Genomic DNA, 24,487 nt, shown 5'->3' on the forward strand with positions numbered 1-24,487 from the left:
ACAAAGTCAGTAATTTAAAACAATCTTACCATAAATCTAAGTTATAAACTAAAACTAACACCAAATTTGGCCCACCTGCCTGGCAGTAAGATATTGCCATAATCAAAGGCGTCTTGGTCTAAAATATTAAAAACATCAAGTAAAAAAGTAAGTTTTTTATACTTGTAAGATATTTTCGTATTCAAAGTAATCACATCGTCGTAAGGCACAAAACCAATGGCTTCCTCATTGACAAAACGTTGGTAACCCCCGTTGCGTTTTTGATAAAACCCACCTATACTCCATTGCATGTTCTCTAAAGGGCTAATTACCAAATTGGCAGTAAGTTTATGTTTTAGAAAATCAAAAGCATAAGTAGATTCGAAATCTTCATTAGCGTCTGCATTATCTAAGTAGCTATAGCCTACTCTAAGGTTATTTAAAAACTCTGTTTCAAACATCAGAGCCAAATTAAAATCAGTTTCCACCTCTACTCCAAAACTACCTAACTCAGAGATATTCATCGATCTAAACACTTCTTCCCCTGGCGTTAAAGTCCAATCAATTAAATTTTTAGCATCTCGATAAAATACAGCAGCCTGTGCATTAAGGATTTTATTCTTATATGCATAGGTAAGGTCATAAGTTATAGCTTCTTCTGCTCTTAAATTAGGATTGCTTATTTGGGTAGGGCCTTTATAAAAAAGATCGGTAAACGTAGGTAAACGCATCGACTTGTTCACCGAGGCCACTACGTAGTTGCTTCGATTTATCTTATACCCTAAATCTGCTCCTGGGTAAAATTTAGTCACTCCCTCAACATGTAAACTTTTAAGCCCTATATTCAATTTTAAATCTTTCCAATTGTATTGATGAGCCAAAGTTACATCCAGAATATTGCGAGCAAAAAAATGATTGAATTCAGCTTCTTTGGTAGCGGTATAAAATAAATTTTCATCTTCTTTTACAGAAGTTTGTGGTTCACCTAGCACATTACTATTGATGAGTTCCCGCCTCCATTCGCTATGCAAACTAGTTTTACCTATTGCGCTAGTATAATTAACCCCCAAATGAGCCGCCACTACATCGGTTTGGTGTTTATTGTGTTGGGTATACCATGTAGGTGGGTTTTCTCTAAAAAGCTCAAACCTATCATTGCTACGCAGTCCGTATATATTTGCATTTAATTGCAATTTACCTAAGTCTTGATTCCATTTAATTGCTGCAAATTGGGTGGTCACCTCTTCAAATTGATTTGAAAATCGGGGCGTATAAAAATTAAAAGCACCAAATCCTTTATTGGCATACCCTGCCATCCAGTCAAATTGGGCCTTATTTTGTTGATATTTACCGTGATAAAATAGATTTAGACTTTCAAAATCTGTATTTTCTTGATGCCCATCGCCTTCTTGGTATCCCGCCATAAGATGATGTTCGAACTTATTTCCCGTTTCGAAATAGGTTTTCCCTTGCGCGGATTTAAATCCAAAATCTCCCCCCATAAGTTCTAACTGTAACGGACTTTTATCTAAACCTGTTGTGAAGTTAATGGCACCACTAAAAGCATTATATCCGTAAAGCTTGCCTCCAGCGCCCTTTAAAACCTCAATTTGATCTACCCCAAAAAAAGAAACGGGTAGACTCAGTGTGTTGTGCCCCGTATGCGGATTGGTAACATTTATGCCGTTAAGTAAAACCATGTTCTGATTGAAGGTACCTCCACGAATCGAGATGTCAGTCTGCAAATCTGACATTCCACGTTGTCTAAGATCTAGAGCAGGTAGCAAATCAAGTGTTTCACTTAATGTTTGAACAGGTAAGGATTCTATTTCTGAACGAGTAATTAAGCGCGTAAGCTTACCTTCTTCTTTAAAAGTTCTTCCTAAATGGGTTTTAAGAACAACCTCATTTAAATTAATGGTGTCTTTTTCCTGGGCATAAAGGTCATTGCTGATGCACAAGACTGTAAATACAAAAATTAATATAGCAAAATTAACGGTAAAACTTAATCTATTATTTGTCATAACTCAGTTAAAAAAAGCGACAAACTTAAATTATTTCTAGCTAAAAATTACAATAGTTCCTTCTGATTTTTTGCGTATTTTCGCCATCGCTCAACACAATCTTTAATGTCTTGCGGCACTTCAGAATCAAAACTCATCCATTTTTTGGTAACAGGATGCTCAAACCCCAAAGTTTTCGCATGCAAGGCTTGACGTGGTAACACTTTAAAACAATTATCTACAAACTGTTTATATTTTGTAAAAGAAGTCCCCTTTAATATGCGCTCTCCTCCGTAACGTTCATCATTAAACAGGGTATGACCAATATGCTTCATATGCACACGAATTTGGTGTGTTCTTCCTGTTTCTAATTGACACTCGACTAAAGTAACATACCCCAATCTTTCTAAAACTTTAAAATGAGTAATCGCTGGTTTTCCCTTTTCGGAATCATCTCCTTCAAAAACCATATTCTGTAAACGATTTTTGGGATGCCTACCTATATTGCCTTCTATCGTTCCTTGATCTTCCTCTACATTACCCCAAACTAAAGCTATATATTTACGTTCGCTGGTTTTATGAAAAAATTGATTCGACAAATGCGCCATAGCTTGTTCAGTTTTCGCAACAACTAATAAACCGCTAGTATCTTTATCGATGCGATGTACCAAACCTGGTCTTTCACTACTATTATTGGGCAAATTGTCAAAATGATGCACCAAAGCGTTAATTAAAGTACCTGAATAGTTGCCATGTCCAGGATGAACTACCATTCCCGCAGGCTTATTTACAACTAAAAGCGCCTCATCTTCATACACAATATCTAAAGCGATATTCTCTGGAGTGAGTAAAAATTCATAAGGCGGATGGGATAGTAAAACTTTTACCTCATCGCCTGCTTTAACCTTATAATTTTGTTTGACTGGTTCGCCATTTACAAAAACACTACCGTCTCGTGCGGCTTGTTGTATTTTGTTTCTAGTGGCATTTTCAATAAAATTCATTAAGAACTTATCTACCCTTAAAGGATCTTGCCCCTTTGAAGCTGTAAAAGCGTAATGCTCATACAAATCGTCATTACCATTATCTATTCCTGTAGGCTCTTGTGTCATTATTCCTCGCTATTATAATTTCTACTCCCATCTCCTAAAACCAAATCAATCACAGATGTTTTTGGTAAGCGTTCTCCCGCTTTTACGGCTTTTCCATTGTGTCGCAAACCAATAACGGCATCTTTTGCTAAATTGGGCTTATAGGTAATCTCTCCTATTTCAAAGCCAATTGATTTCAAAGTAGGAATCACTTGCCTTTTTGTTCTTCCTTCAATCTCGGGAATTTCAATTTTAGCGTACCCCGAAGGGTTTAGAGTAAGATATATTTTCCTATTTTCTTTCACATTTTTACCAGGTTTAGGGTTTTGCTCTATAACCGAATAAATTGGATAATCTGGATTATAATTTGAACTGTCAATAACTACATAGCGCAAACCATAAGCCTTTAGTTCCTCTTCTACAACCTCTAAAGAAAGTTTTGAAAGATCTGGCACCTCTATACGCTGATCGTGATTAGTGGTGCTATCTAACCAACTTAAAGCGGCAAACACAATTATAAAAACAACCAATAAGGCTATAAGCAACTGGTAAACAAAGAGCTTACTAAATAGGAATCGAAATAATTTCATTATTCTATTAAATTATTAGGCAAAGATATAAAAACACCCGTATTTTTGTGTTAGTTATAAATTTGGTTTATGAAAAAAAAAATTGCTGTCGCCATGGGCGGTTATTCCAACGAGGCTCAAATTTCTATCAATAGTGGCTCCTTAGTTATAAAACATCTCGATAAAAATCACTATATCCCTTATGCTGTACATATCACAACCAATGCTTGGGAAGTGGTTATGCCCGATGGTGAAAAGTATCCTATCAATAAAAGAGATTTCTCTTTTACCAAGGATGGTGACAAAACACAATTTGATGCGGTTTTTAATATCATTCATGGAACTCCAGGCGAGGATGGCCTTTTTGCAGCCTATTTGCAAACAGTCAATATTCCACAAACCAGTTGTGATTTTTATCCTGCAGCTCTTAGTTTTAATAAAAGGGACTGTATTAGTGTTTTAAATGCATACCAAATTCCAACCGCAAAAAATTATTTTTATAATGATGGTGATGCTATTGATGAGGAAGAAATAATCAAAAAGGTTGGCTTGCCTTGCTTTATAAAGGCCAATAAAGCGGGAAGTAGTTTTGGAGTTACTAAGGTAAAAGAAAAATCAGAAATTCAATCGGCTATCAACCATGCTTTGAAACAAGACGATGAAGTTATTATTGAATCGTATTTATCGGGCACAGAAGTTTCGGTAGGAGTGATACAATACCAAGGTGAGATTATAGCCTTACCGGTGACCGAAATCGTAAGTGAAAATGAGTTTTTTGATTATAAGGCCAAATATTTGGGCGAGTCCCAAGAGATTACCCCTGCAAGAATTGGTGATAAAGACACCCAAAAAGTTCAGGAATTGGCTATTAAAGTCTACAAGAAACTTAAATTAAAAGGCTTAAGTAGAGCCGAATTTATATTCCACCAGGGCGAACCTCATTTTATTGAAGTAAACACCTGCCCAGGATTGAGCGAAGCTAGTATTCTTCCCCAACAAATTAAAGCAGCCAATTTAAGCTTGAAAGAAGTATTTGGAGCTTGTATAGAAAGGGCCATTAGCAATCGATAATTTTTTTGTAACTTTAAACTAAAAAATATGCGTAGAGCAGTATTTCCAGGATCGTTTGACCCTATAACTCTTGGACATTACGATATAATAGAACGCGGTCTTACACTTTTTGACGAAATCATCTTGGCTATTGGCGTAAATGCCGAAAAAAAATACATGTTCAGTCTAGATGAGCGTATAGAATTTCTAAATAAAACCTTCGAGCACGAGAAAAAAATCAAGGTAATGCCCTACAAAGGTTTAACAATCGATTTTTGCAAAGCACAAAATGCAGATTTTATTTTAAGAGGCTTAAGAAATCCGGCCGATTTTGAATTTGAAAAAGCAATAGCACACACCAATAGAAAATTATCTAGTATAGAAACTTTATTTCTACTTACATCAAGTGGAAAAAGCTACATCTCTTCTTCTATAGTTAGAGATGTCATTCGAAATAATGGAGATTATACCGTTTTAGTGCCTAATGCCGTGCGAATAAACAAATAGCAATGAAAAGCAAAAATACGTTTTATTTAATCTTCCTAGTAATTGGCCTGTCGAGCTTAATTAGTTGTGATTTCTCAAAATATATCAAAGCAGAAGAAAAGTTTGATTTCGAAACAACTTTCGAAAAATCAAATGGCTCAAAAACAGCAACTTATCAAGAAGTAATAACATTTTATCAAAATCTCGCGCAACAATTTCCATCGGTTTCCATACGCGAAATGGGATTCTCTGATAGCGGTAAACCTTTGCATTTAGTTGTTTTTAACCCAACTGCCGTATTTACTCCCAAAGCTTTTCAAGAAAAATTAGTAATGCTTGTTAACAACGGCATTCACCCGGGCGAGACAGACGGAATTGACGCCAGCATGATGTTTTTTAGAGATCTTGCGCAAAATAAGATTGATTCTCCTAAAAATACGATAATTGCCACCATACCAATTTACAACGTGGGAGGCGCATTAAACAGAAATAAATACAGCCGAACAAACCAAAATGGGCCTGAGGCTTATGGCTTTAGAGGAAACGCCAAAAATTATGATTTAAACAGAGATTTCATCAAAGCCGACAGTCAAAACGCCATGGGTTTTACAAAAATATTTCACTATTTGAAACCGGCTGTTTTTTTAGATAATCACGTAACTAACGGCGCAAATTACCAATACACGCTAACGCATTTGATTACGCAAGAACAAAAATTAGACGGACCCTTAGGCACATTTCTAGCAGATGAATTTCAAAAAGAAATAAAGAAAAGATTACTTTTAAAAAATTGGGAGGTAACCCCTTATGTAAATGTATTTGGAAAAAGCCCAGAACAAGGTTTTGATCAATTTCTTGACCTGCCCAGGTATTCGGTAGGTTATGCTAGCCTATTCAACACTTTAGGAATAACTGTAGAAACTCATATGCTTAAAGATTACAAAAAAAGGGTTAGCGCTACTTATGATTATATGCTATCTTGCCTAGAAATAAGCGAGGATTATCACCAACAAATAAAGGAATTAAAAGCAAGGAATACTGCATTTCATCAAAATAAAAAATGGCATAAAACCAATTTTAAATTAGATAAATCAAATTCTTCAACTTTATCATTTAAAGGATTTAAAAGTTATATCCAAAAAAGTGAGGTAACAGGGTTAGACCAATTGTACTATGATGATTCTCAGCCTTACACGAAAGAAATACCATTTTATAACTATTATATCGCTAAAGACAGTATACGCGTACCCAAGGCTTATTTAATCCCTCAAGCTTGGCAAGGTGTAATTGCAAGACTTAAAGCGAATGAATTAATTCTTGAACCTGCCCAAAAAGACACTCTATTGGAAGTAACAGCATACAGAGTAAAAGACTTTAAAACACTCAGCAAGCCATTTGAAGGGCATTATTTGCATTACGAAACAAAAATCCAAAAAGAAAAAATTTTAAAGCAAGTAAGAAAAGGAGATATTTGGGTACCTGCAAGACAACCTGGTATAAATTATATTTTAGAAACTTTAGAGCCAACGGCTCCAGATTCATTTTTCAATTGGAATTTCTTTGATAGTGTCTTACAGCAAAAAGAACATTTCTCTCCTTATGTTTTTGATCAAACAGCAGCTGAACTACTTAGAGAGATTCCCGATTTAAAAAGAGCCTTTGAAGCAAAAAAAGCGACTGACCCCAACTTTAAGGAAAATGCCTATCAACAATTAGACTGGCTACACAAGCAATCTAAACATTATGAGAAAGCTCATTTACTTTACCCTATTTTCCGGTTGGAATAAATTCTTTTTTTGATTGAGTAATTCAACAATATTGGCATAAGATTTTTGTAATGCTTTTTGTGTTTTCTCAGCATTTTTCCACTTCACCTTAGTAATACCTTCATTTAATTGAGGATACAAAGGTCCCTGATAATCGGTACTCATCTTATACCAAAAGGTTTCTTTTAACTTATAAGTGCCATTTCGCTTTAAAATATGATAAGTTTTGGTAAGAAAATGATCTATTTTTAAGCCTTCAACCATTGTTTCCTCCTCAACCTCCCTCAGGGCTGTCAATTCTATAGTCTCATCTTTTTCGGCTTTCCCCTTGGGCAAATCCCATTTTTTATTTCTGTAAATAAATAGAATCTCCTGTTTAGGATTGGTCACCACTCCCCCACCAGCTTTAATCGTCTTTAGCTTCTTTTTAAAGTAGTTTAATGCTTTCTTATCGCTTTTATGATAAAGATTCACATATTTTAGTTCGCCTTTGTCTACTTTTTTAATAATACGTTTTATCTTAGCGGCTTGAATTGGAATAGAAGTATAGGGAGATTCCATTTCTGGATTTGCCGACAGCAAAATAGGATGATCATTTACAAATATTTTATACATCGTTATGATTTTAGATAAAGACACGGCCAAAAAAACAGCCGAATTACTTTTACAAATAAAAGCAATTAAATTAGAACCACAAGAACCTTTTACGTGGGCAAGCGGATGGAAATCGCCGATTTATTGCGATAACCGGATAATTTTGTCTTATCCTCCCATCCGTAATTACGTAAGAGAAAATATAGCCAAACAATTAGAGCAGCACTACGGCTTACCAGACGTTATCGCAGGTGTTGCTACCGGAGCGATTGGCATTGGCATGCTAGTAGCAGAATACCTAGGTCTACCTTTTGTTTATGTTAGACCAGAAGCAAAAAAACATGGAAGACAAAACCAAATTGAAGGTCATTTAGATAAAGGCGCAAAAGTTGTTGTTATTGAAGACCTAATCAGTACAGGAAAGAGCAGCTTAAATGCTGTTAAAGCTTTAGAAAAAGGTGGCGCAACTATTAAGGGTATGTTCGCTATTTTCAGTTACGGATTTGATATCGCTCAACAAAACTTCCTAGATAAAAACCTTGATGTGCACGTATTAAGCAATTATGAAAACCTAATTCAGCAAGCCTACGACACCAAGTATTTAAACGATAAAGAATTAGAAACTCTAAAAAATTGGCGCACCAACCCCGCAGAGTGGAACCCAAATAAATAAAATCATGCAACTAGAAACAGATAAAGTACACGTAAATAAAAGCCAGGAAGAGCTATTTCAATTTTTACTTAAAGTGGATAATTTTGAAAAAATCATGCCATCTTCTATTCAAAAATTTGAAACCACTGGAGATGATAGTTTTCTTTTTCAGTTAAAAGGAATGCCAGAAATCAAATTACTGATTAAAGAAAAGCAAGCCTATGATAAAATTACGCTAGGAGCAAAAAGTGAAAAACTACCTTTTTCATTGATTACCTTAATCGAGGAAGATAGTCAAGCCGAAAATAAAAGCTATGTACAGCTTCAATTTGAAGGTAATTTTAACCCCATGATGAGTATGATGATAAAATCACCACTTAAAAACTTTATTAATACACTTGCCGAAAATTTAAGCAAACTCTAATAAAGCAATTTTACCTCTTTCAGGTTAAACTCACGAATTTTGGCGTCCTCTAAAAGTACTTGTAAAAGGCCTTCTGGAGAGACGCTTTTTATTATACCTGAAATCTTTTCTCCATTCGGAAATTCAAAAACAGCAACCTCATTTCTTTTAAACAGGGTTTGGTGATATTTTGCCCTTAAAAAATCAAATGATTCATTTAAAAATTTTTCCATTTCATCTTTTAGATGGTTCGCCAATTTCGTTTCTAAAGCATCTAGATCAAATAGTTTATTTTTAAGCAAACACAATGAGCTAGCTTGGGGTAAATCTCCAAAATCAGTTTGATTTACATTCACCCCCACACCTATCACACTTCCTTTAATTTGTTTACCTACAATTATATTTTCGATTAAAATTCCCGCAATTTTTTTACTATCTGCCAAAATGTCGTTAGGCCATTTTATCATCCAGTTGGCTGAAACTTCCTGCTTCAAAACCGAATGAATAGCTATTGCTGCAAGCATACTTATTTTAAAACTATCTTTAATCGGTAAATTCAAATTGGGCATTAATAGACTAAATGCTAGGTTTTTATGAGCAATAGATTCCCATTTTGCGCCTAGTTGCCCTCTTCCTTGCGTCTGATTTCGACAACTTACCAAAACAGGCTCGTCTTGTTTGTAGGATCGATAAAATTCTTTAAGATAAGTATTGGTTGAGGGGGTGGTATGAACTTTGATTATGTGCATATCTAAAATAAAGCACTAAAGTAAATATAACTTTTTGTTAACTGTGCTAAAAGAGCATTAAAAGTTATAACTTTGCCAAAATTTGAAAATTAATTGAATGACAAAAGATAACAGCAACACAGACTTATTACTTACCCACATAATTAAGGGGATTGAGGACGTTAAAGGCAATGATATTGTTTTAATGGATTTGAGAGAAATAGAAAATACAGTTTGTGATTACTTCGTAATATGTAGTGGTAATTCAAATACACAGGTCAATGCGATAGTAAATTCCATACAAAAAGTAGTTAGTAAAAGTTTGAAAGATAAACCTTGGCACATTGAAGGAACAGACAATGCCGAATGGGTCCTTATGGATTATGTGGATATTGTCGTTCACGTTTTCCAGAAACAAACCAGGGAGTTTTATGACATAGAGAGTCTTTGGGGCGATGCTAAAACTACTGCAATTGAGACCAATTATTAAAATATTAGTACAATAAATAATGGCTAAACAACAACAGCAAAAAAATCAGCCAAAAGGCAAAAAACCAAAATTTAATTCTTATTGGATTTATATCGGTATCATTCTTATATTTCTGGGTATTAACTTTTTTAGCGGAGGAGGCTTTAATGAACCCGAAAAAATAAGTCCGGCTAAATTTGAAGAAATCCTTAAGAATGGAAACATCAAGAAATTGGTGGTTATACGGAATGTTCAAAAAGCAAATGTATACCTTACACCCGAGGCAGAAGAATCGCTAGCAAAAAAAGGTAAAGAAAATCCTGGTGTTTTGGCGGTAGGGGAAACTCCTCATTACACGGTTAATTTTGGAAGTCTTGAAAAGTTTCAGGAGGATATTGAAAGAATTGAAAAAGAATATGATGTCAAAGCAAATATTTCTTTTGAAACCGAAAGCAATATTTGGGGGGAATTATTATGGACACTCCTGCCCTTTATTCTTATCATCGGGTTGTGGATTTTTATAATGAGACGAATGAGCGGCGGTGGAGCCGGTGGCCCTGGTGGTCAGATTTTCAACATCGGTAAATCTAAGGCAAAATTATTTGACCAAAATACAGACGTAAAAGTGTCCTTTAAAGATGTAGCTGGTCTAGAAGGGGCGAAAGAAGAGGTTCAAGAGATCGTTGACTTTCTAAAACAGCCAGAGAAATATACATCATTAGGAGGTAAGATACCTAAGGGGGCACTTTTAGTTGGTCCTCCAGGAACAGGTAAAACCTTATTGGCTAAGGCGGTAGCAGGAGAAGCCAAAGTGCCGTTTTATTCGTTATCAGGATCTGATTTTGTAGAAATGTTTGTAGGGGTTGGAGCTTCACGTGTCCGTGACTTATTTAAACAGGCAAAAGAAAAATCACCTTCTATTATTTTTATAGACGAAATCGATGCCATTGGTAGAGCAAGAGGTAAAAACAACTTCTCTGGTTCTAATGACGAAAGAGAAAACACCCTGAACCAGTTACTTACCGAAATGGATGGTTTTGGCACCAATACCAATGTCATTGTTTTGGCCGCCACCAACCGCGCAGATGTTCTTGACAAAGCTCTTATGCGAGCTGGTCGTTTTGATAGACAAATCTACGTAGACCTACCCGACTTAAGAGAGCGTAAAGAAATTTTCGAAGTACATCTTAGACCACTAAAACGTCTAGATGATGAACTAGATATTGAATTCCTAGCCAAACAAACACCAGGCTTTTCTGGAGCAGATATTGCCAACGTTTGTAATGAAGCTGCGCTTATTGCTGCTAGAAAAGGAAAAAAAGCGGTAGGTAAACAAGATTTCTTAGATGCTGTAGATCGAATAGTAGGAGGACTTGAGAAAAAGAATAAAATTATTACACCAGAAGAGAAAAAGACCATCGCTTATCATGAAGCAGGACACGCTACAGTAAGCTGGATGCTAGAGCACGCAGCTCCTTTGGTTAAAGTAACTATTGTACCCAGAGGGCAATCTTTAGGAGCGGCTTGGTATCTTCCCGAAGAACGCTTAATTGTAAGACCAGAACAAATGCTTGATGAAATGTGTGCCACTATGGGTGGTCGCGCAGCTGAGAAAGTAATATTTAATAAAATTTCTACCGGAGCTTTAAGCGACCTTGAAAAAGTGACCAAACAAGCTAAAGCAATGGTTACCGTATACGGTTTAAATGAGAAAATTGGCAACCTAACGTATTACGATTCGAGTGGACAGTCAGAATATACTTTCACAAAGCCTTATAGTGAAAAAACTTCAGAATTAATAGATAAAGAAATCTCTAATATTATTGAGGTGCAATACCAAAGAGCTATTGACTTGCTAGAGCAGCATAAAGAAAAATTAAGTGAACTAGCCGAAATACTATTAGAAAAAGAAGTGATTTTTAAAGATGATTTAGAGAAAATTTTTGGAGAGAGACCATTTGCAAAAAAAGACAGTAAAGTGGTTGAAAAACCCTCTGAAGAATTTTATGAAGAGCAAAAAGGTGAGTCTACTAAGTAAATAGCAGATTTTATACTTATCTAGACACAAAAAAACTTGATTTATCACTTGTATAAATCAAGTTTTTTTATCTTTGAACGAGATGCTATTAAACGTTTGTTAACACGTATATGAACTTATTTCGTAAATTTATTGGTTATGTCACTTCTGCCAAAACAGAAGAGGAACAAAATCATAACAAAAACCAAAGCAAATTCATGCCGGAGGAAGAACTTCCTACCGACGAAAGTTTTATGATTAAGTTTAAAGAAAATGGCGGAAAGTTTCTTTATTGCACAGATGAGAAAGAGATGAAAGAAACTTTCGGATTAATTTTAAAAGAGAATAATTGGCATGAAGAAGAGGTTATTTGCTTTGACCAAGAGCTCCAAAACAAATTAATACATTTTAATTTAAACTTTACAGATCAAAAAGAAGCCACTTTTTTTATTTCGGGATGTGAATATTTAATTGGTAATACTGGCGCCTTACTTATATCTTCAAACCAAATTAAAGAAAAGAAACTTGCAGACCTACCCAATAACTTCATCATTATTGCACGCACCAGTCAATTGATTAATAGTATTGGTGAAGGCTTATCTGGCATAAAAAATAAAAGTAAAAACCGAATTCCTACCAATATTACCACTATTAAAACCTTTGGTGAAGATCAAGAAAACGATTTCTTGAATTATGGTAGTACATCTAAAAACCTATATTTGCTGCTTGTAGAAGATTTGTAAATCGCATGAAAGAAACCCTCACCCGCGCCTTGTCTGGTGCTTTGTATGTTATACTTTTATTGGTAGTTCTATGGCTACCTAACCCCTACCTCTTTAAAGGATTGTTTTTCATTTTTGGGTTATTTGGCGTATATGAATTGCAAAAACTACTAGGATTAAAAAGCTATTTATCCTACCTTATTTTTGTTATATTTTACTTGTTTTTCTCGGTTCTAGATAGTGATGAATATTTATCTAGCAGCACACTTATACTCAACACCTTGTTGGTGCTCACCCTACTTATTAAATCACTATTATTAAGAGATCTAGTTATTGTGAGCAGAATACCACTTTTTGAGGAAAAAAAATACCTAGTGGTTATTTTTTACCTAATCTCATCGTTTATTTTTATTACTCGTATTCCTTTTTTTAACGGTGATTATGAACCTTTACTGCTTCTTGGAATTTTTATAATGATTTGGACCAACGACACATTTGCTTATTTAGTTGGTAAAAGCATAGGTAAACGCAAATTATTTGAACGCATTTCGCCTAAAAAAACAGTTGAAGGTTTCCTTGGCGGATTTATTTTTACGCTTATTACAGCTATTATTCTAGCCAATTATTTACCACTTCTAACTTTAGCACAATGGATAATTTTAGGTGCCCTATCTTCAATATTCGGGACTTGGGGAGATTTGATTCAATCAAAACTAAAGCGGCAAGCTGGTGTTAAAGATAGTGGAAATTTAATGCCGGGCCACGGCGGCATTTTAGATCGTTTGGATAGTATACTTTATACTGCTACATTTGCATATACCTATTTATATTTTATAAAATATGTTTCATAAAGAAGGTTTTAAGATTCTGGGCGTAAGCGCTGCACTATTTTTAGCGATTAATATCGCGAGCTTGACACTCCTCTCAACCACGTGGATAAAATTGCTTATTTTTATCGTATCGCTGTTTTTTTTCATTCTAATCGCTCAGTTTTTTAGAAACCCAAAAAGAAACACCGCCATAGATAACAGTACGGTTGTTTCTCCCGTAGATGGCAAAGTAGTAGTAATTGAAGAAGTTTACGAAAAAGAATATTTTAAAGAAAAAAGAGTTCAGGTTTCGGTATTTATGTCGCCTATTAACGTTCACGTGACCCGTTACCCTATAGGCGGAGAGGTAGTGTTTAGTAAATACCATCCGGGAAAGTTTCTTGTTGCTTGGCATCCAAAATCTTCAGAAGAAAATGAAAGAACCACCGTAGTGGTAAAAAATCAAAGTATAGGGGAAGTTTTATATAGACAAATAGCAGGCGCACTTGCAAAACGAATTGTAAATTATGCTAAAGAAGGAGATACAGCGAAACAAGGAAGCGATAGCGGATTTATAAAGTTTGGCTCACGAGTTGATTTATTTTTACCCTTGGGAACACCTATACATGTAGAATTAAACGAAAAGGTACGCGGAGGAGAATCTATAATAGCTAAAATTTAACTGGATATGACCCAGAAAATGTCTCAAGAAGAGCTAGACAAGTCTTTCAAGGAAGCTTACAATAAAGCTCGAAAGACTAAGTTGCGCTTCCCTCCCGACTTGATGCTAGAGTTTTATGCCTATTATAAAAAAGCCACCAGTGGTAGTAAGCGTTTTAACCATAAAGATGAGCATCAAGAAAAATTGATTACTGCATTCAAAATGAACGCTCTCTTTCAGGTTGAAAATTTAGAACCCAACCAAGCTAAACTAAAGTATATTGAAATGGTGAATAAGTATATTCCCCATTAAAAAATTAGTTCCTAAATTTAATAGGTTAAATAAATACAGAAAAGATGCTCAGAACAAAATAATTCGTATTTTGTGAGTTATAAAATGCCTGTATTTGATGGAATCAACTTTTACAAGTTATGCCGAGCCTTTTAAGCCGCAAATTATAGCTATAGGAGCCAGTGCCGGTGGTCTCGAAACGCTACAAAGTTTCTTTAGAAATCTTCCGAAATCTGATATAAACGCCTATGTAATAATTCAGCATCTCTCCCCCAATTTTGAAAGTATGATGGCAGAGTTGCTAGAAAAATTCACCCATCTTACAATAAAAAAAATTGAAGATAAAGAGTGTATAAAGCCAAAACATATTTACCTCATCCCTCCACAATATAATGCCGAAATTATAGACGGATGTTTTAAACTTATGGCTAAGCCAAAGGGCAACACAATGAATTTCCCTATAGATATTTTATTTAATTCGCTGGCTAAATACAAAAAAGAAAAAGCTATTGGAATTATTCTTAGTGGTACAGGAAGTGACGGCACACGTGGTCTTAAAACTATAAAAGAGTGTGAAGGATTAATTATGGTTCAAGATCCTGAAGAAGCTAAATTCGATGGCATGCCCAGAAGTGCCATAAAAACTGGTTTAGCTGATTTTATTCTACCAGTAGACCAAATGGGGAAAGAACTTAAGCATTTCATAAAAAACAGTTTTGCTAACCCTCTAATGAAATATCAAGAAATTGAATATGACAAGGAAGCTATAAAAAAAATTCTACATTTGGTAGATCAAAAAACAAATTTAGATTTTTCTAATTATAAGTATGCTACGCTTTCCAGAAGGCTAATTAGAAGGTTTCAAGTTTGCAAATGCAACACATTTCAAGAATACCAAGATTATGTAGAAGAAAACAAAGCTGAACTACATCTACTCGCTAAAGAGTTTTTAATTGGTGTCACGCAATTTTTTAGAGACGAAGAAGTGTGGATAAAATTGCAAGATGAAATTATACCACAGGTGGTGGCAAAAATCAAACCTAATGAGACACTAAAAATTTGGGACATAGCTTGCAGTACTGGCGAAGAAGCCTATTCCATTGCTATATTAGTAAACGAGGAGATTGAACACCAAGAAAAAAATGTAAAGGTTAAAATTTTTGCAACAGATGTATCTCAAGATTTTTTAAATATTGCCAGTACAGGAATTTATCCAGAAAGCATTGCTGCAGAAATGGATCCTTATTTATTGAATAAATATTTTACGCATACACATCAAGGTTATAGGGTGGTAGAGAAAATTAGAAATCACGTAATTTTCTCTCAGCATAATCTCTTAAAAAACCCCCCTTTCGGACAAATGGAAATGGTTTTTTGCAGAAATTTACTGATCTATTTTCAAAACAAAATACAAAATCAAAGCCTAGATATTCTTCATTTTTGCTTGAACAAAGAAGGTTATTTAATATTAGGTACAAGCGAAACCCTCCATTCTCATAATGAACACTTTAAATATGTTGATCGCAAATTAAGAATTTTTCAAAATCAAAATCCAACAGAAAGATTACAAAACACCCCTGATCTTAGGAACAATACTCAAAAGATGATTAAAACCACGCCTAAAAGTGATACTTCTATAATTCAGCATTCAACACGTAATAAAACTAAAAATAATTTACAGTTTTTAGATCTTTTCAATGAGTTGATTTTAGAACAATTCAACTCAGCTGCCGTATATATCGATGAAGAATTTACTATCTTACAAGGCATAGGAGATTTTAAGAGATATGCTCAATTACCTGAAAAAGGATTTAGCGTCAACCTATTAGATATGTTGAATGATAGTTTTAAAAAATTAATAAAATCTGGGGTATATAGAGCTAGAAAGACCAGAGAAAAGCAGCTATTTTCTCAATTGAAAGTAGGAGATTTAACCGAGGATAAATCGGTGAAAATAATCATTAAACCTATAGAAAATCTAGTAGGTAACTCCTCAACTCATTTTGTTATCTGCTTTGCTGAAGAAGAATTTGATAAAAATCAAAAGGCTACTAGAATTGAAGTCAGCAACCAAACTATCGAACAAGAATATATAAAGCAATTAGAGGAAGAATTAAAAGATGTAAAACTTGAGCTTCAAACATCTTTATCTAATTTAGAGACTAGTAATGAAGAGCTTCAAGCCGCGAACGAAGAACTATTGGCTTCTAATGAGGAATTGCAAAGTACTAATGAAGAATTGCAAAGCGTTAACGAGGAAATTAATACTGTAAATGCAGAAAATATACAAAAGGTTGATGATCTCGAGCAATTGAATTCAGATATGAACAATTTACTAGAAAGCACCAATATAGGTACCATTTTTTTAGACAAAGAGTTATGTATCCGTAAATTCACACCTGCAATAAACAAACATTTTAATTTTATAGAGAGCGATATTGGACGTCCTATCCATCATTTTACTGGTGCTTTTAACAAACGATCAAAAAATAAAATTGTAGAAAAGTGTAAACGCGTGTTGAAAAACGGTGGTGTAATCGAGAAAAAAATTTTAACCCAAGATGGGACTAATTATCTACAACGTGTTTCTCCATTCTTTGATTCTAATGGTAATAAAAATGGTGTAGTAATTACTTATATTAACATAGAGTCTTTAGAAGAAGCTAAACGCAAACTAATGCTCAGCGAAAAAAGATTTAAATCATTTTACGAAGAAGACCCGGTAATGCATTTTAGTGTAGACCCAATTACATCAAAAATAATTCATTGTAATCAAGAAGCTGCAGAAACCTTAGAATTTGCTAGTAAGGAAGAATTAAAAAACATCAATTTCTTTAATCTTTACAAGAATAAGCAACAACTCAAGGCGCTTAAGTTTGAAAAACTATTTAAAGAAGAAAGCGAGCTTAAAAATGTAGAACTTGAAATGTGTTCAAAAACAGGGAAAACCATTCCAATAATGCTTAATTTCACGGTAGAATATGATGAATTCGATAAGCCTATTCTTAACCGATTTACTTGTATAGATATTACCGAACTTAAAAAAACACAAAAAGCCTTAAGCAAACAAAAGAAAAACCTAGAACGCACAAATAAAGATTTAGAACAATTTGTGTCTATCTGCTCACATGACTTACAAGAGCCTTTAGCCACAATTAAGTTTGCTAGCGATGTTATAAATAAAGTGTACGCTAAAGAATTAGATGAAAAAGCAAAAACCTATATTACCTATATCGATCAAGCTTGCGACCGACTTTCAGAGCAAATCAAAGCATTGTTAGAACATTCTCGAATTGGTAGAGATTCTGAAAAAAAACTTATAGATACCCAAGAATTGGTCGAAGTAGTAAAGTATGATCTTGGTAAACGCATTAAAGAAACAAATGCCAAAGTATTTGTTGGTGACTTACCAAAAATTCGTGGCTACGAAGTTGAATTACGACTACTTTTCCAAAACCTATTAAGTAATGCTATAAAGTATAAAGATAAAAATCGCGACCCAGAAATTAGAATTTCTTCTTATCAAGATGGTAAATACCGGGTCTTTTCAATTACCGATAACGGAATTGGTATACCTAAAGAAAATCAAAAACAAATTTTTGATATTTTCAATCGGGTACCTACAGAAGAAAAATACGAAGGAACGGGCGTTGGGTTAGCACACGTAGAAAAAATTATTAGCTTGCATAAGGGAAGTATTTGGGTTGATTCTCAACCAGGTGCAGGTAGTACATTTTATTTTAAATTGAAAGAAAAGTAATTGAAAAAACACAAAGAAACTATTTTATCCAATTGTGATCGTGAGCCTATACATTTAATCAATCACATTCAGCCCTTTGGTACGCTGTTAGTACTTGATGAAAAATCCTTAAAGGTAATTCAATGTGCAAAAAATGCATCGGAATACTTAGTCTTTACGGAAACATTTATCGGTAAAAAAATTAGCTTCTTAATAGGAAAAGAACTAGAGCAAAGCATTGCAAATTTTAATCTTGGCAGTAAAAATCGTCTTGAATTTAGTGGAAAAGTTAATGCTACCCAATTTTCTTTTGTTGCTTATAAAACCAAACAAGGCATTTTACTTGAAGTAGAACGATTTACCATTTCAGACCCTATTGAGCTTCAAGATCAATTAACTACCATAACAGAAGCTTTGGGTTCTTCAGATTCTGCACTTGAAGCATGCCAAAATGCCGCAAACATAGTCAGTAAAATATTTAATTACGATCGTGTACTAGTGTACCGCTTTGATAAAAATTGGAATGGCGAAGTCATAGCAGAATGCAAACAAAAAAACCAAACAAGCTGGCTAGGTTTACATTATCCTGCCACCGATATTCCCCAACCGGCAAGGGCTTTATTTCTAAAACAAAAAATACGCATAATTGCAGATGTAGACTATCAGCCCATAATTATAGAGCCACAATTGAACCCTACAGATCAAAAAATAGTAGATCTCAGCAATTCAGAACTAAGAGGGGTTTCTCCAGTACATCTACAATACTTAAAAAATATGGGGGTAAATGCATCGCTTACTACCTCTATAATTATAGAAGGGAAATTATGGGGACTTATAACTTGTCATCACAATGCTGCTAAAACCATAAACCGCACACAAAGGCAATTGTGCAGTATATTGGTAGAAATATTTACGAATAAAATTAATAGCCTCAATTACAAAGCCGCTATAAAGGCCAACCAAGAAAGAAGTAAAATTGTAGAGCAATTAAAATTTCAAATAGACCTGGAAAAAGATTGGTCAAATGCTTTTTTGAGTCAAGCTGATAATTTGTTAGATCTATTCAATGCCCAAGCTCTAATCATCCTGCAAAAAAATAGAACTCAAATCATTGGTGAAAAAATCAATAAAGATTTTCAAATTAGAATTTCACAATTTTTAAAGCATCAAAAATCGGGTAGATTGGTTTCTTCTAAATTGAGTTTAGATTATCCAAAATATTTTACAGCGGCTGATTCTTGGGCTGGACTTTTATCATTAAAATTGAATGGGGAGCAAAATAATACCATCGTTTGGCTTCGAAAAGAAAAAATACAGCAAGTCAACTGGGGTGGTAAACCCAAGAAACCCGAAAAAATTATTGATGGTATTGCTTATTTAAATCCTAGAACTTCTTTTGCAAAATGGTCAAAACAAGTTGAAGGTCATAGCGAAGAATGGGATGAAGAGGATTTGAAATCAATCAAAATCATCAAAGAGCTATTGCAAAATCATTTGCTTCAACAGCAGCAAAATAAAATTAAAACGCTCAATAAAAGGTTAAAGCAAAACAATAAGGATCTCAAAGCTTTTAGTTATAGCGTCTCTCACGATTTGCGTTCCCCTCTAAGGGGCATTGAAGGGTTTACTAATATACTTTTAGAAAAACCAGGAATTGATGCGTCTACAGAGCAAATCGGTAATAAAATACTACATTCTGTTAATTCGATGAACAATCTCATCGATGGCATTTTGAAATTGGCCACCCTCAACTTGAAAGAAATCAAAAGGCAAAACATCAAGGTGCGTGACTTAGTGCTGGGTTACCTAGAAGAAATCAATTTCTCAAATAAAGAAGGCATCCTCATTCAGATTGAAGAGGAAATTCCAGACCTTACTGGAGATTTCATTTTAATTAAACAAGTCTTTACCAATTTAATTGATAATGCGTTAAAATATACGCAGCATAACAAAGATGCCAGAATAGTTATTGGTTATTCAACACAAAAAAACGCCTACTTCGTAAAAGACAATGGTATTGGGATTCACCCTTCGGCGCAAAAGAAAATTTTTAAATTATTTCAACGTTCTAGTGCGGCGCTCAAAAATTTTGAAGGAGAAGGAATTGGTTTAGCGCTTGTAAAGAAAATAGTAAAAAAGCATAACGGCAAAATTTTCATCGATTCTGAGGTAGATAAGTATAGCATTTTTTATATACAACTACCAAGCTAGCTAATATTACTTTATATTTGTTTATAATTTGTTTTTAAATGATAAATGAATCTTTTAGAATAGTGTTAATTGAGGATAATCCAACCGATATTGAATTATTTAAGTTTCAATTAGAAAAAGTTTTATCTGACTTTCAATTGGTACATACCGATAATTTGAAAGAATTTGAAAGAAGTCTTAAAGAATTTGTCCCCGATATAGTTTTTTCTGATTACAACCTACCAGATTGCACCGGTTTAGACGTACTGAGAAAAACTCAAGAAATCGATTCTGATATACCATTTTATTTTTTAACCGGAACTATAAACGATGAAGAACTGGCCGCAGAAACTATTTTGGCTGGAGCCGATGGCTATATTTTAAAAAAGCATTTACCTTATTTGAGTGAGAAATTAGCTCCGTTGTTCAAGCGTTTGTTATTTAATATGGAAGCGAAAGTAGAACTTAGGGAACGACAAAGAAATCAGAAAATTGCGATTAATAAAATCTACGATTATCTAGAAGAATTAAAATCAGATAATACAAATCATAAATCAAACATCAACAAAATAAAAGAAGAAATAGAAAAAGTAAATGATAACCACTCGTCTTAAAGAAGAAACAAAAGAACTACATCAAGCCGTTGAAAACGAGAATCTAGCCTATAAAATTATAAATCATACTATTTCTGCTAAAGAGTACCTTATTTTGTTGAAACAAAACTATGCAGCATATAGCAGTGTTGAAAAGGCTATTTTAAAGTATGAAGAAAAGTACAAGCCAATAAAATTTGAACTTTTACTTAAAGATTTAAAGCAAGCTAATGCCAACATAGAAACCTTAAATTCCTCATTTAATTTAAAGAACAAAGACCAGAGTATAGGGGCTCAATACGTTATCAAGGGCTCAAGCCTTGGCGGTTCGTTTATTGCTAAGCAGATGCTAGATTGTCCCAAATTAAAACCTTTTTTACCAGCTTACTTTTTTAGCACCGATAAATCAGCTATTAAAGATTGGAACAAATTTACACGATTCTTAAAAGAAAATGAAGCTGCCTTGAACCACGATGAAGTAATTGTAGGGGCAAAGAAAAGTTTTGAGCATTTTTTAGAGATTTTCACTATCCCACAGATAAACCAATAGCAAAACCTAACCACAATAAAACACGGGTTAAAAAGTGCTAATTTCACTATAATAACCGATTTTTAAATTAAATTGAACTGCACAATTAAAGAAAATGAATTTTAATAAACTAGTTACTTTAGGCCTCTTTTTTTTATCATTGAATACTTTTGCTCAAGATTTAAAATTAGCCACAGACACGCTTATAACCACCCAACATCAAATAAAAACCCAAAATAAGACGTTTTCTTACACAGCAGAAGTAGGAATGCTACCGGTTTATGACTCAGAAGGTAAGGCTTTGGCAAGTCTACACTATACCTATTATTATAAGAATATTGGTAAAAAAGGAAAACAAGAAAAACAAAACAGACCCCTTCTTATTTCTTTTAATGGTGGCCCTGGATCTGCATCAGCTTGGATGCATTTAGCCTTTACGGGTCCCAAATTGTTACAGATTGATGATGAAGGATACCCTATTCAACCCTACGGAATTAAAGACAATCCGCACACCCTGCTGGATGTTGCCGATATAGTTTACGTAAACCCTGTAAATACGGGATATTCTAGAATAATAAAAACTAAGGATGCTTCGCCCAATCGCGATTTATTTTTTGGAATTAACGCCGATATAAATTATCTAGCCGATTGGCTTAATACATTTGTTACACGCAAAAATAAGTGGACCGCGCCCAAATACCTAATTGGTGAAAGCTATGGTGGTACACGCGTTTCTGGATTGGCATATGCACTGCAACAAAAACAATGGATGTACCTCAATGGTGTGATCCTCGTTTCTCCTGCAGACTATTTAAGTTTTGAGTCAGACACGCCACTTTCAAGTGCCTTATTTCTACCTTATTATACCGCTACTGCCTGGTACCATAACCAATTGCCTCCCACTCTGCAAGAGAAAAAATTAGAAGAATTACTTCCTGTTGTAGAAGATTATGCAATGCAAAATCTTTTACCTGCATTAGCAATGGGAAATTCTTTGAGTAAAAACAAAAAAGATGCTATTGCACAACAGTTGGCTAATTTTACAGGAATAGACAAAGAAGAATTTTTGGCCTATGAGCTTGCATTGCCAAGCCAAGTATTTTGGAAAAAACTTTTAAAAGACCAACCCGAGTTGAGTGTAGGTAGGTTAGATAGTAGATACAAAGGTCTAGATAAATATACCGCTGGAGAAAGACCCGATTACAATTCAGAATTAATCGCCTGGTTGCAAGCTTTTACGCCTGCCATTAATTATTATATGCAAGAAGAATTACAGTTTAAAACCAACTATAAATACAATATGTTCGGACCGGTTCACCCGTGGGACCGAAATAACAATCAAACCCGCGAACAATTGCGAAAAGCCATGGCACAAAATCCGTATTTGCATGTGCTTTATCAAACCGGTATTTATGATGGTGCTACCACCTACTTTCATTCCAAATATAGTATGCGTCAATTAGACCCTAGTGGAAATTTAAAAGATAGAATTGAATTTAAAACCTACTTGAGCGGACATATGATGTACTTACGTGAGCAAGATTTAATTCAATCTACTCAAGATTTAAGAGAATTTATCTTAAAAACCAGTACTCCAAAGAAAGCTGCCAAATATGATTAAACATTCCCTTAGTTTTGTAACCTTAGTAATATATCTATGTACACAAGCGCTATTTGCCCAATACGTGCAACCCATAAACTTTGGCAGCAGCCAAAGCTTTGAGGTACTTACTTGGAATACTGAATGGTTTCCTAAAAACGGATACAAATCCGTAAATTACCTAACAGAGTTTGTTGATGAGCTTGATGCAGACCTTATTGCCTTTCAAGAAATAGATGATATTGGTGCTTTTAATCAGGTGGCAAATAATTTAAGTAAATATAATGCTATTACCTACTCTTCAGACTTTGCGGGATTGGCATTTTTATATAATGCTAATGTGATACAAGTGCTAGATGTTTATGAAATCTACACCTCCAATCAATACTGGCAAGCGTTCCCAAGGGCTCCATTAATTTTAAAAATCGATTATTTAGGCGAAGAAATTTATATTATAAACAATCATTTTAAATGTTGCGGAGATGGCAATTTAAATCAAAACGACAACAATGACGAAGAAAACAGAAGATTACAGGCCAGTACTCTTATTGATCAATATATATCGGGAAACTTAATGGGTAAAAAAGTAATTCTACTGGGTGATTTGAATGATGTGCTTACAGATGCTCCAGCCAATAATGTTTTTGCCCCATTTTTAAATAACGCTAACTTGTACCTATTCACCGATTTAGCAATAGCAAATGGATCAAGCAGCCAATGGTCTTACCCTAACTGGCCGTCACATTTAGATCATATTGCAATCACCCAACCTTTATTTTCTAGCTTCCAAAGCCCTCAAGCCAATTGCACTACTTTACTTTTAGAAAATTATTTGGGTAACGGCTGGCAAGAATATGATCAGAACCTAAGTGACCACAGACCTGTCGCCTTAAGTCTACCAAATGCAAGTTTAGGCATTAAAGAACCTAAAATAGAAAGTAAAATTATTGTTAGTCCCAATCCAACTCAAGATTCTACTAAAATAGAGTGGTCTAGCAATTTACTTCTTAAAAACATAGATTTATTAGATATTAATGGAAATCTGCTAAAGAGCTACACTCCAAAACATAAGGCCAATACGTTGCAAGTTAATTTTAGTTCATTTGCTGCTGGACTTTATTTTTTACGCTTTCGCGGATTAAAAAACCTCACTATAAAGAAGTTAATTATAAAATAACATGGAAATAGCGATAATAGCTCACGACGGTAAAAAGGCAGAAATGGTTCAATTTCTTAATGAACATGCCGATTTTTTTCATCAAGAGCACATCAGTTTGGTGTCTACTGGCACTACCGGTAAAAAAGTTAAAAGAGCGGGTTTTGAAGTACTGCGCTTACTTTCTGGTCCACTTGGTGGAGATGCCCAAATCGCTGCCCGAGTAGCCGAGGGTAAATGTGATATGGTTCTCTTTTTTAGAGATCCATTAGAGAAACACCCTCATGAACCAGATGTATTGATGCTACTACGCATTTGCGATGTGCACGATGTACCACTGGCCAGTAATCCAGCAACTGCAACGCTTCTTATAAATGCTGTTAAATAATT

23 protein-coding genes are annotated in these 24,487 nt (G+C 34.5%); 18 read left to right on the top strand and 5 right to left on the bottom strand.

Features of this window, described 5'->3' with window-relative positions:
• Positions 1-41: 41 nt before the first annotated feature.
• The 3 genes from ACFSQ0_RS05070 to ACFSQ0_RS05080 are packed head-to-tail and all read right to left on the bottom strand — an operon-like array spanning position 42 to position 3,663.
• The gene (locus ACFSQ0_RS05070; RefSeq protein WP_379045050.1) at positions 42-2,003 is read right to left on the bottom strand and encodes a TonB-dependent receptor plug domain-containing protein; all 1,962 of its coding nucleotides are present in this window, start codon (positions 2,001-2,003) and stop codon (positions 42-44) included.
• A 47-nt stretch (positions 2,004-2,050) separates the two neighbouring features.
• Positions 2,051-3,094: an RluA family pseudouridine synthase gene (locus tag ACFSQ0_RS05075; protein ID WP_379045053.1), complete on the bottom strand. Its 1,044-nt coding sequence runs from the start codon at positions 3,092-3,094 to the stop codon at positions 2,051-2,053.
• Positions 3,094-3,663, bottom strand: coding sequence for a PASTA domain-containing protein (locus ACFSQ0_RS05080; RefSeq protein WP_379045056.1), 570 nt, complete (start codon positions 3,661-3,663; stop codon positions 3,094-3,096). Before ACFSQ0_RS05080 ends, ACFSQ0_RS05075 begins: the two co-directional genes overlap by 1 nt.
• 69 nt (positions 3,664-3,732) lie before the next feature.
• On the opposite strand from ACFSQ0_RS05080, the gene ACFSQ0_RS05085 reads away from it, so the two are divergent.
• The 3 genes from ACFSQ0_RS05085 to ACFSQ0_RS05095 are packed head-to-tail and all read left to right on the top strand — an operon-like array spanning position 3,733 to position 6,965.
• A complete protein-coding gene (locus tag ACFSQ0_RS05085; protein ID WP_379045059.1) occupies positions 3,733-4,713 on the top strand; it encodes a D-alanine--D-alanine ligase in 981 nt (326 codons plus the stop codon).
• A gap of 27 nt (positions 4,714-4,740) precedes the next feature.
• Positions 4,741-5,199: a pantetheine-phosphate adenylyltransferase gene (gene coaD / locus ACFSQ0_RS05090; protein WP_379045062.1), complete on the top strand. Its 459-nt coding sequence runs from the start codon at positions 4,741-4,743 to the stop codon at positions 5,197-5,199.
• Between the two features lie 2 nt (positions 5,200-5,201).
• Positions 5,202-6,965, top strand: a complete 1,764-nt coding sequence (locus tag ACFSQ0_RS05095) for a M14 family metallopeptidase (protein ID WP_379045065.1) — start codon at positions 5,202-5,204, stop codon at positions 6,963-6,965.
• On the opposite strand, the gene ACFSQ0_RS05100 is transcribed toward ACFSQ0_RS05095, so the two are convergent.
• Positions 6,936-7,559: an NUDIX hydrolase gene (locus ACFSQ0_RS05100; RefSeq protein ID WP_379045068.1), complete on the bottom strand. Its 624-nt coding sequence runs from the start codon at positions 7,557-7,559 to the stop codon at positions 6,936-6,938. The two genes, ACFSQ0_RS05095 and ACFSQ0_RS05100, sit on opposite strands and share 30 nt — an antisense overlap.
• A 4-nt stretch (positions 7,560-7,563) precedes the next feature.
• On the opposite strand from ACFSQ0_RS05100, the gene pyrE reads away from it, so the two are divergent.
• Positions 7,564-8,211 (top strand): orotate phosphoribosyltransferase, encoded by a 648-nt coding sequence (gene pyrE / locus ACFSQ0_RS05105; protein ID WP_379045071.1) that lies wholly within the window; start codon positions 7,564-7,566, stop codon positions 8,209-8,211.
• Between the two features lie 4 nt (positions 8,212-8,215).
• A complete protein-coding gene (locus ACFSQ0_RS05110; protein ID WP_379045074.1) occupies positions 8,216-8,614 on the top strand; it encodes an SRPBCC family protein in 399 nt (132 codons plus the stop codon).
• Here the strand turns inward: ACFSQ0_RS05110 and ACFSQ0_RS05115 are convergent.
• Positions 8,611-9,342, bottom strand: a complete 732-nt coding sequence (locus ACFSQ0_RS05115; protein WP_379045077.1) for a biotin--[acetyl-CoA-carboxylase] ligase — start codon at positions 9,340-9,342, stop codon at positions 8,611-8,613. The genes ACFSQ0_RS05110 and ACFSQ0_RS05115 overlap by 4 nt on opposite strands.
• Before the next feature lie 97 nt (positions 9,343-9,439).
• Here ACFSQ0_RS05115 and rsfS point away from each other — a divergent pair, with 97 nt between their 5' ends.
• The 13 genes from rsfS (at position 9,440) to ACFSQ0_RS05180 (ending at position 24,485) form a co-directional block, all read left to right on the top strand.
• Positions 9,440-9,811 carry a ribosome silencing factor gene (rsfS, locus tag ACFSQ0_RS05120; protein ID WP_379045079.1) on the top strand — a complete coding sequence of 124 codons (372 nt, stop codon included), beginning with the start codon at positions 9,440-9,442 and terminating at the stop codon, positions 9,809-9,811.
• Between the two features lie 19 nt (positions 9,812-9,830).
• Entirely contained in the window at positions 9,831-11,828 is a 1,998-nt protein-coding gene (gene ftsH, locus ACFSQ0_RS05125; protein WP_379045082.1) for an ATP-dependent zinc metalloprotease FtsH, read from the top strand.
• A gap of 110 nt (positions 11,829-11,938) precedes the next feature.
• A complete protein-coding gene (locus ACFSQ0_RS05130) occupies positions 11,939-12,550 on the top strand; it encodes an LUD domain-containing protein (protein WP_379045085.1) in 612 nt (203 codons plus the stop codon).
• Positions 12,551-12,555: 5 nt separating this feature from the next.
• Positions 12,556-13,380 carry a phosphatidate cytidylyltransferase gene (locus ACFSQ0_RS05135; RefSeq protein ID WP_379045088.1) on the top strand — a complete coding sequence of 275 codons (825 nt, stop codon included), beginning with the start codon at positions 12,556-12,558 and terminating at the stop codon, positions 13,378-13,380.
• Positions 13,370-14,020 (top strand): phosphatidylserine decarboxylase family protein, encoded by a 651-nt coding sequence (locus tag ACFSQ0_RS05140; protein ID WP_379045091.1) that lies wholly within the window; start codon positions 13,370-13,372, stop codon positions 14,018-14,020. The genes ACFSQ0_RS05135 and ACFSQ0_RS05140 overlap by 11 nt, the downstream gene beginning before the upstream one ends.
• A gap of 6 nt (positions 14,021-14,026) precedes the next feature.
• Positions 14,027-14,311, top strand: a complete 285-nt coding sequence (locus ACFSQ0_RS05145; RefSeq protein ID WP_379045094.1) for an acyl-CoA-binding protein — start codon at positions 14,027-14,029, stop codon at positions 14,309-14,311.
• Between the two features lie 97 nt (positions 14,312-14,408).
• The gene (locus ACFSQ0_RS05150) at positions 14,409-18,050 is read left to right on the top strand and encodes a chemotaxis protein CheB (protein WP_379045097.1); all 3,642 of its coding nucleotides are present in this window, start codon (positions 14,409-14,411) and stop codon (positions 18,048-18,050) included.
• Positions 18,051-20,240: an ATP-binding protein gene (locus ACFSQ0_RS05155; protein ID WP_379045100.1), complete on the top strand. Its 2,190-nt coding sequence runs from the start codon at positions 18,051-18,053 to the stop codon at positions 20,238-20,240.
• A 38-nt stretch (positions 20,241-20,278) separates the two neighbouring features.
• Positions 20,279-20,833, top strand: a complete 555-nt coding sequence (locus ACFSQ0_RS05160; RefSeq protein WP_147862701.1) for a response regulator — start codon at positions 20,279-20,281, stop codon at positions 20,831-20,833.
• Positions 20,814-21,362, top strand: coding sequence for a biliverdin-producing heme oxygenase (locus ACFSQ0_RS05165; protein WP_379045103.1), 549 nt, complete (start codon positions 20,814-20,816; stop codon positions 21,360-21,362). Before ACFSQ0_RS05160 ends, ACFSQ0_RS05165 begins: the two co-directional genes overlap by 20 nt.
• 94 nt (positions 21,363-21,456) lie before the next feature.
• Entirely contained in the window at positions 21,457-22,962 is a 1,506-nt protein-coding gene (locus ACFSQ0_RS05170; RefSeq protein WP_379045106.1) for a S10 family peptidase, read from the top strand.
• Positions 22,955-24,118 carry an endonuclease/exonuclease/phosphatase family protein gene (locus ACFSQ0_RS05175; RefSeq protein WP_379045109.1) on the top strand — a complete coding sequence of 388 codons (1,164 nt, stop codon included), beginning with the start codon at positions 22,955-22,957 and terminating at the stop codon, positions 24,116-24,118. The genes ACFSQ0_RS05170 and ACFSQ0_RS05175 overlap by 8 nt, the downstream gene beginning before the upstream one ends.
• 1 nt (position 24,119) lies before the next feature.
• Positions 24,120-24,485 carry a methylglyoxal synthase gene (locus ACFSQ0_RS05180; protein ID WP_379045112.1) on the top strand — a complete coding sequence of 122 codons (366 nt, stop codon included), beginning with the start codon at positions 24,120-24,122 and terminating at the stop codon, positions 24,483-24,485.
• The last annotated feature ends 2 nt before the right edge of the window (positions 24,486-24,487 follow it).

This window comes from Mesonia sediminis (assembly GCF_042684705.1).
GTDB classification, from domain to species: domain Bacteria; phylum Bacteroidota; class Bacteroidia; order Flavobacteriales; family Flavobacteriaceae; genus Mesonia; species Mesonia sediminis.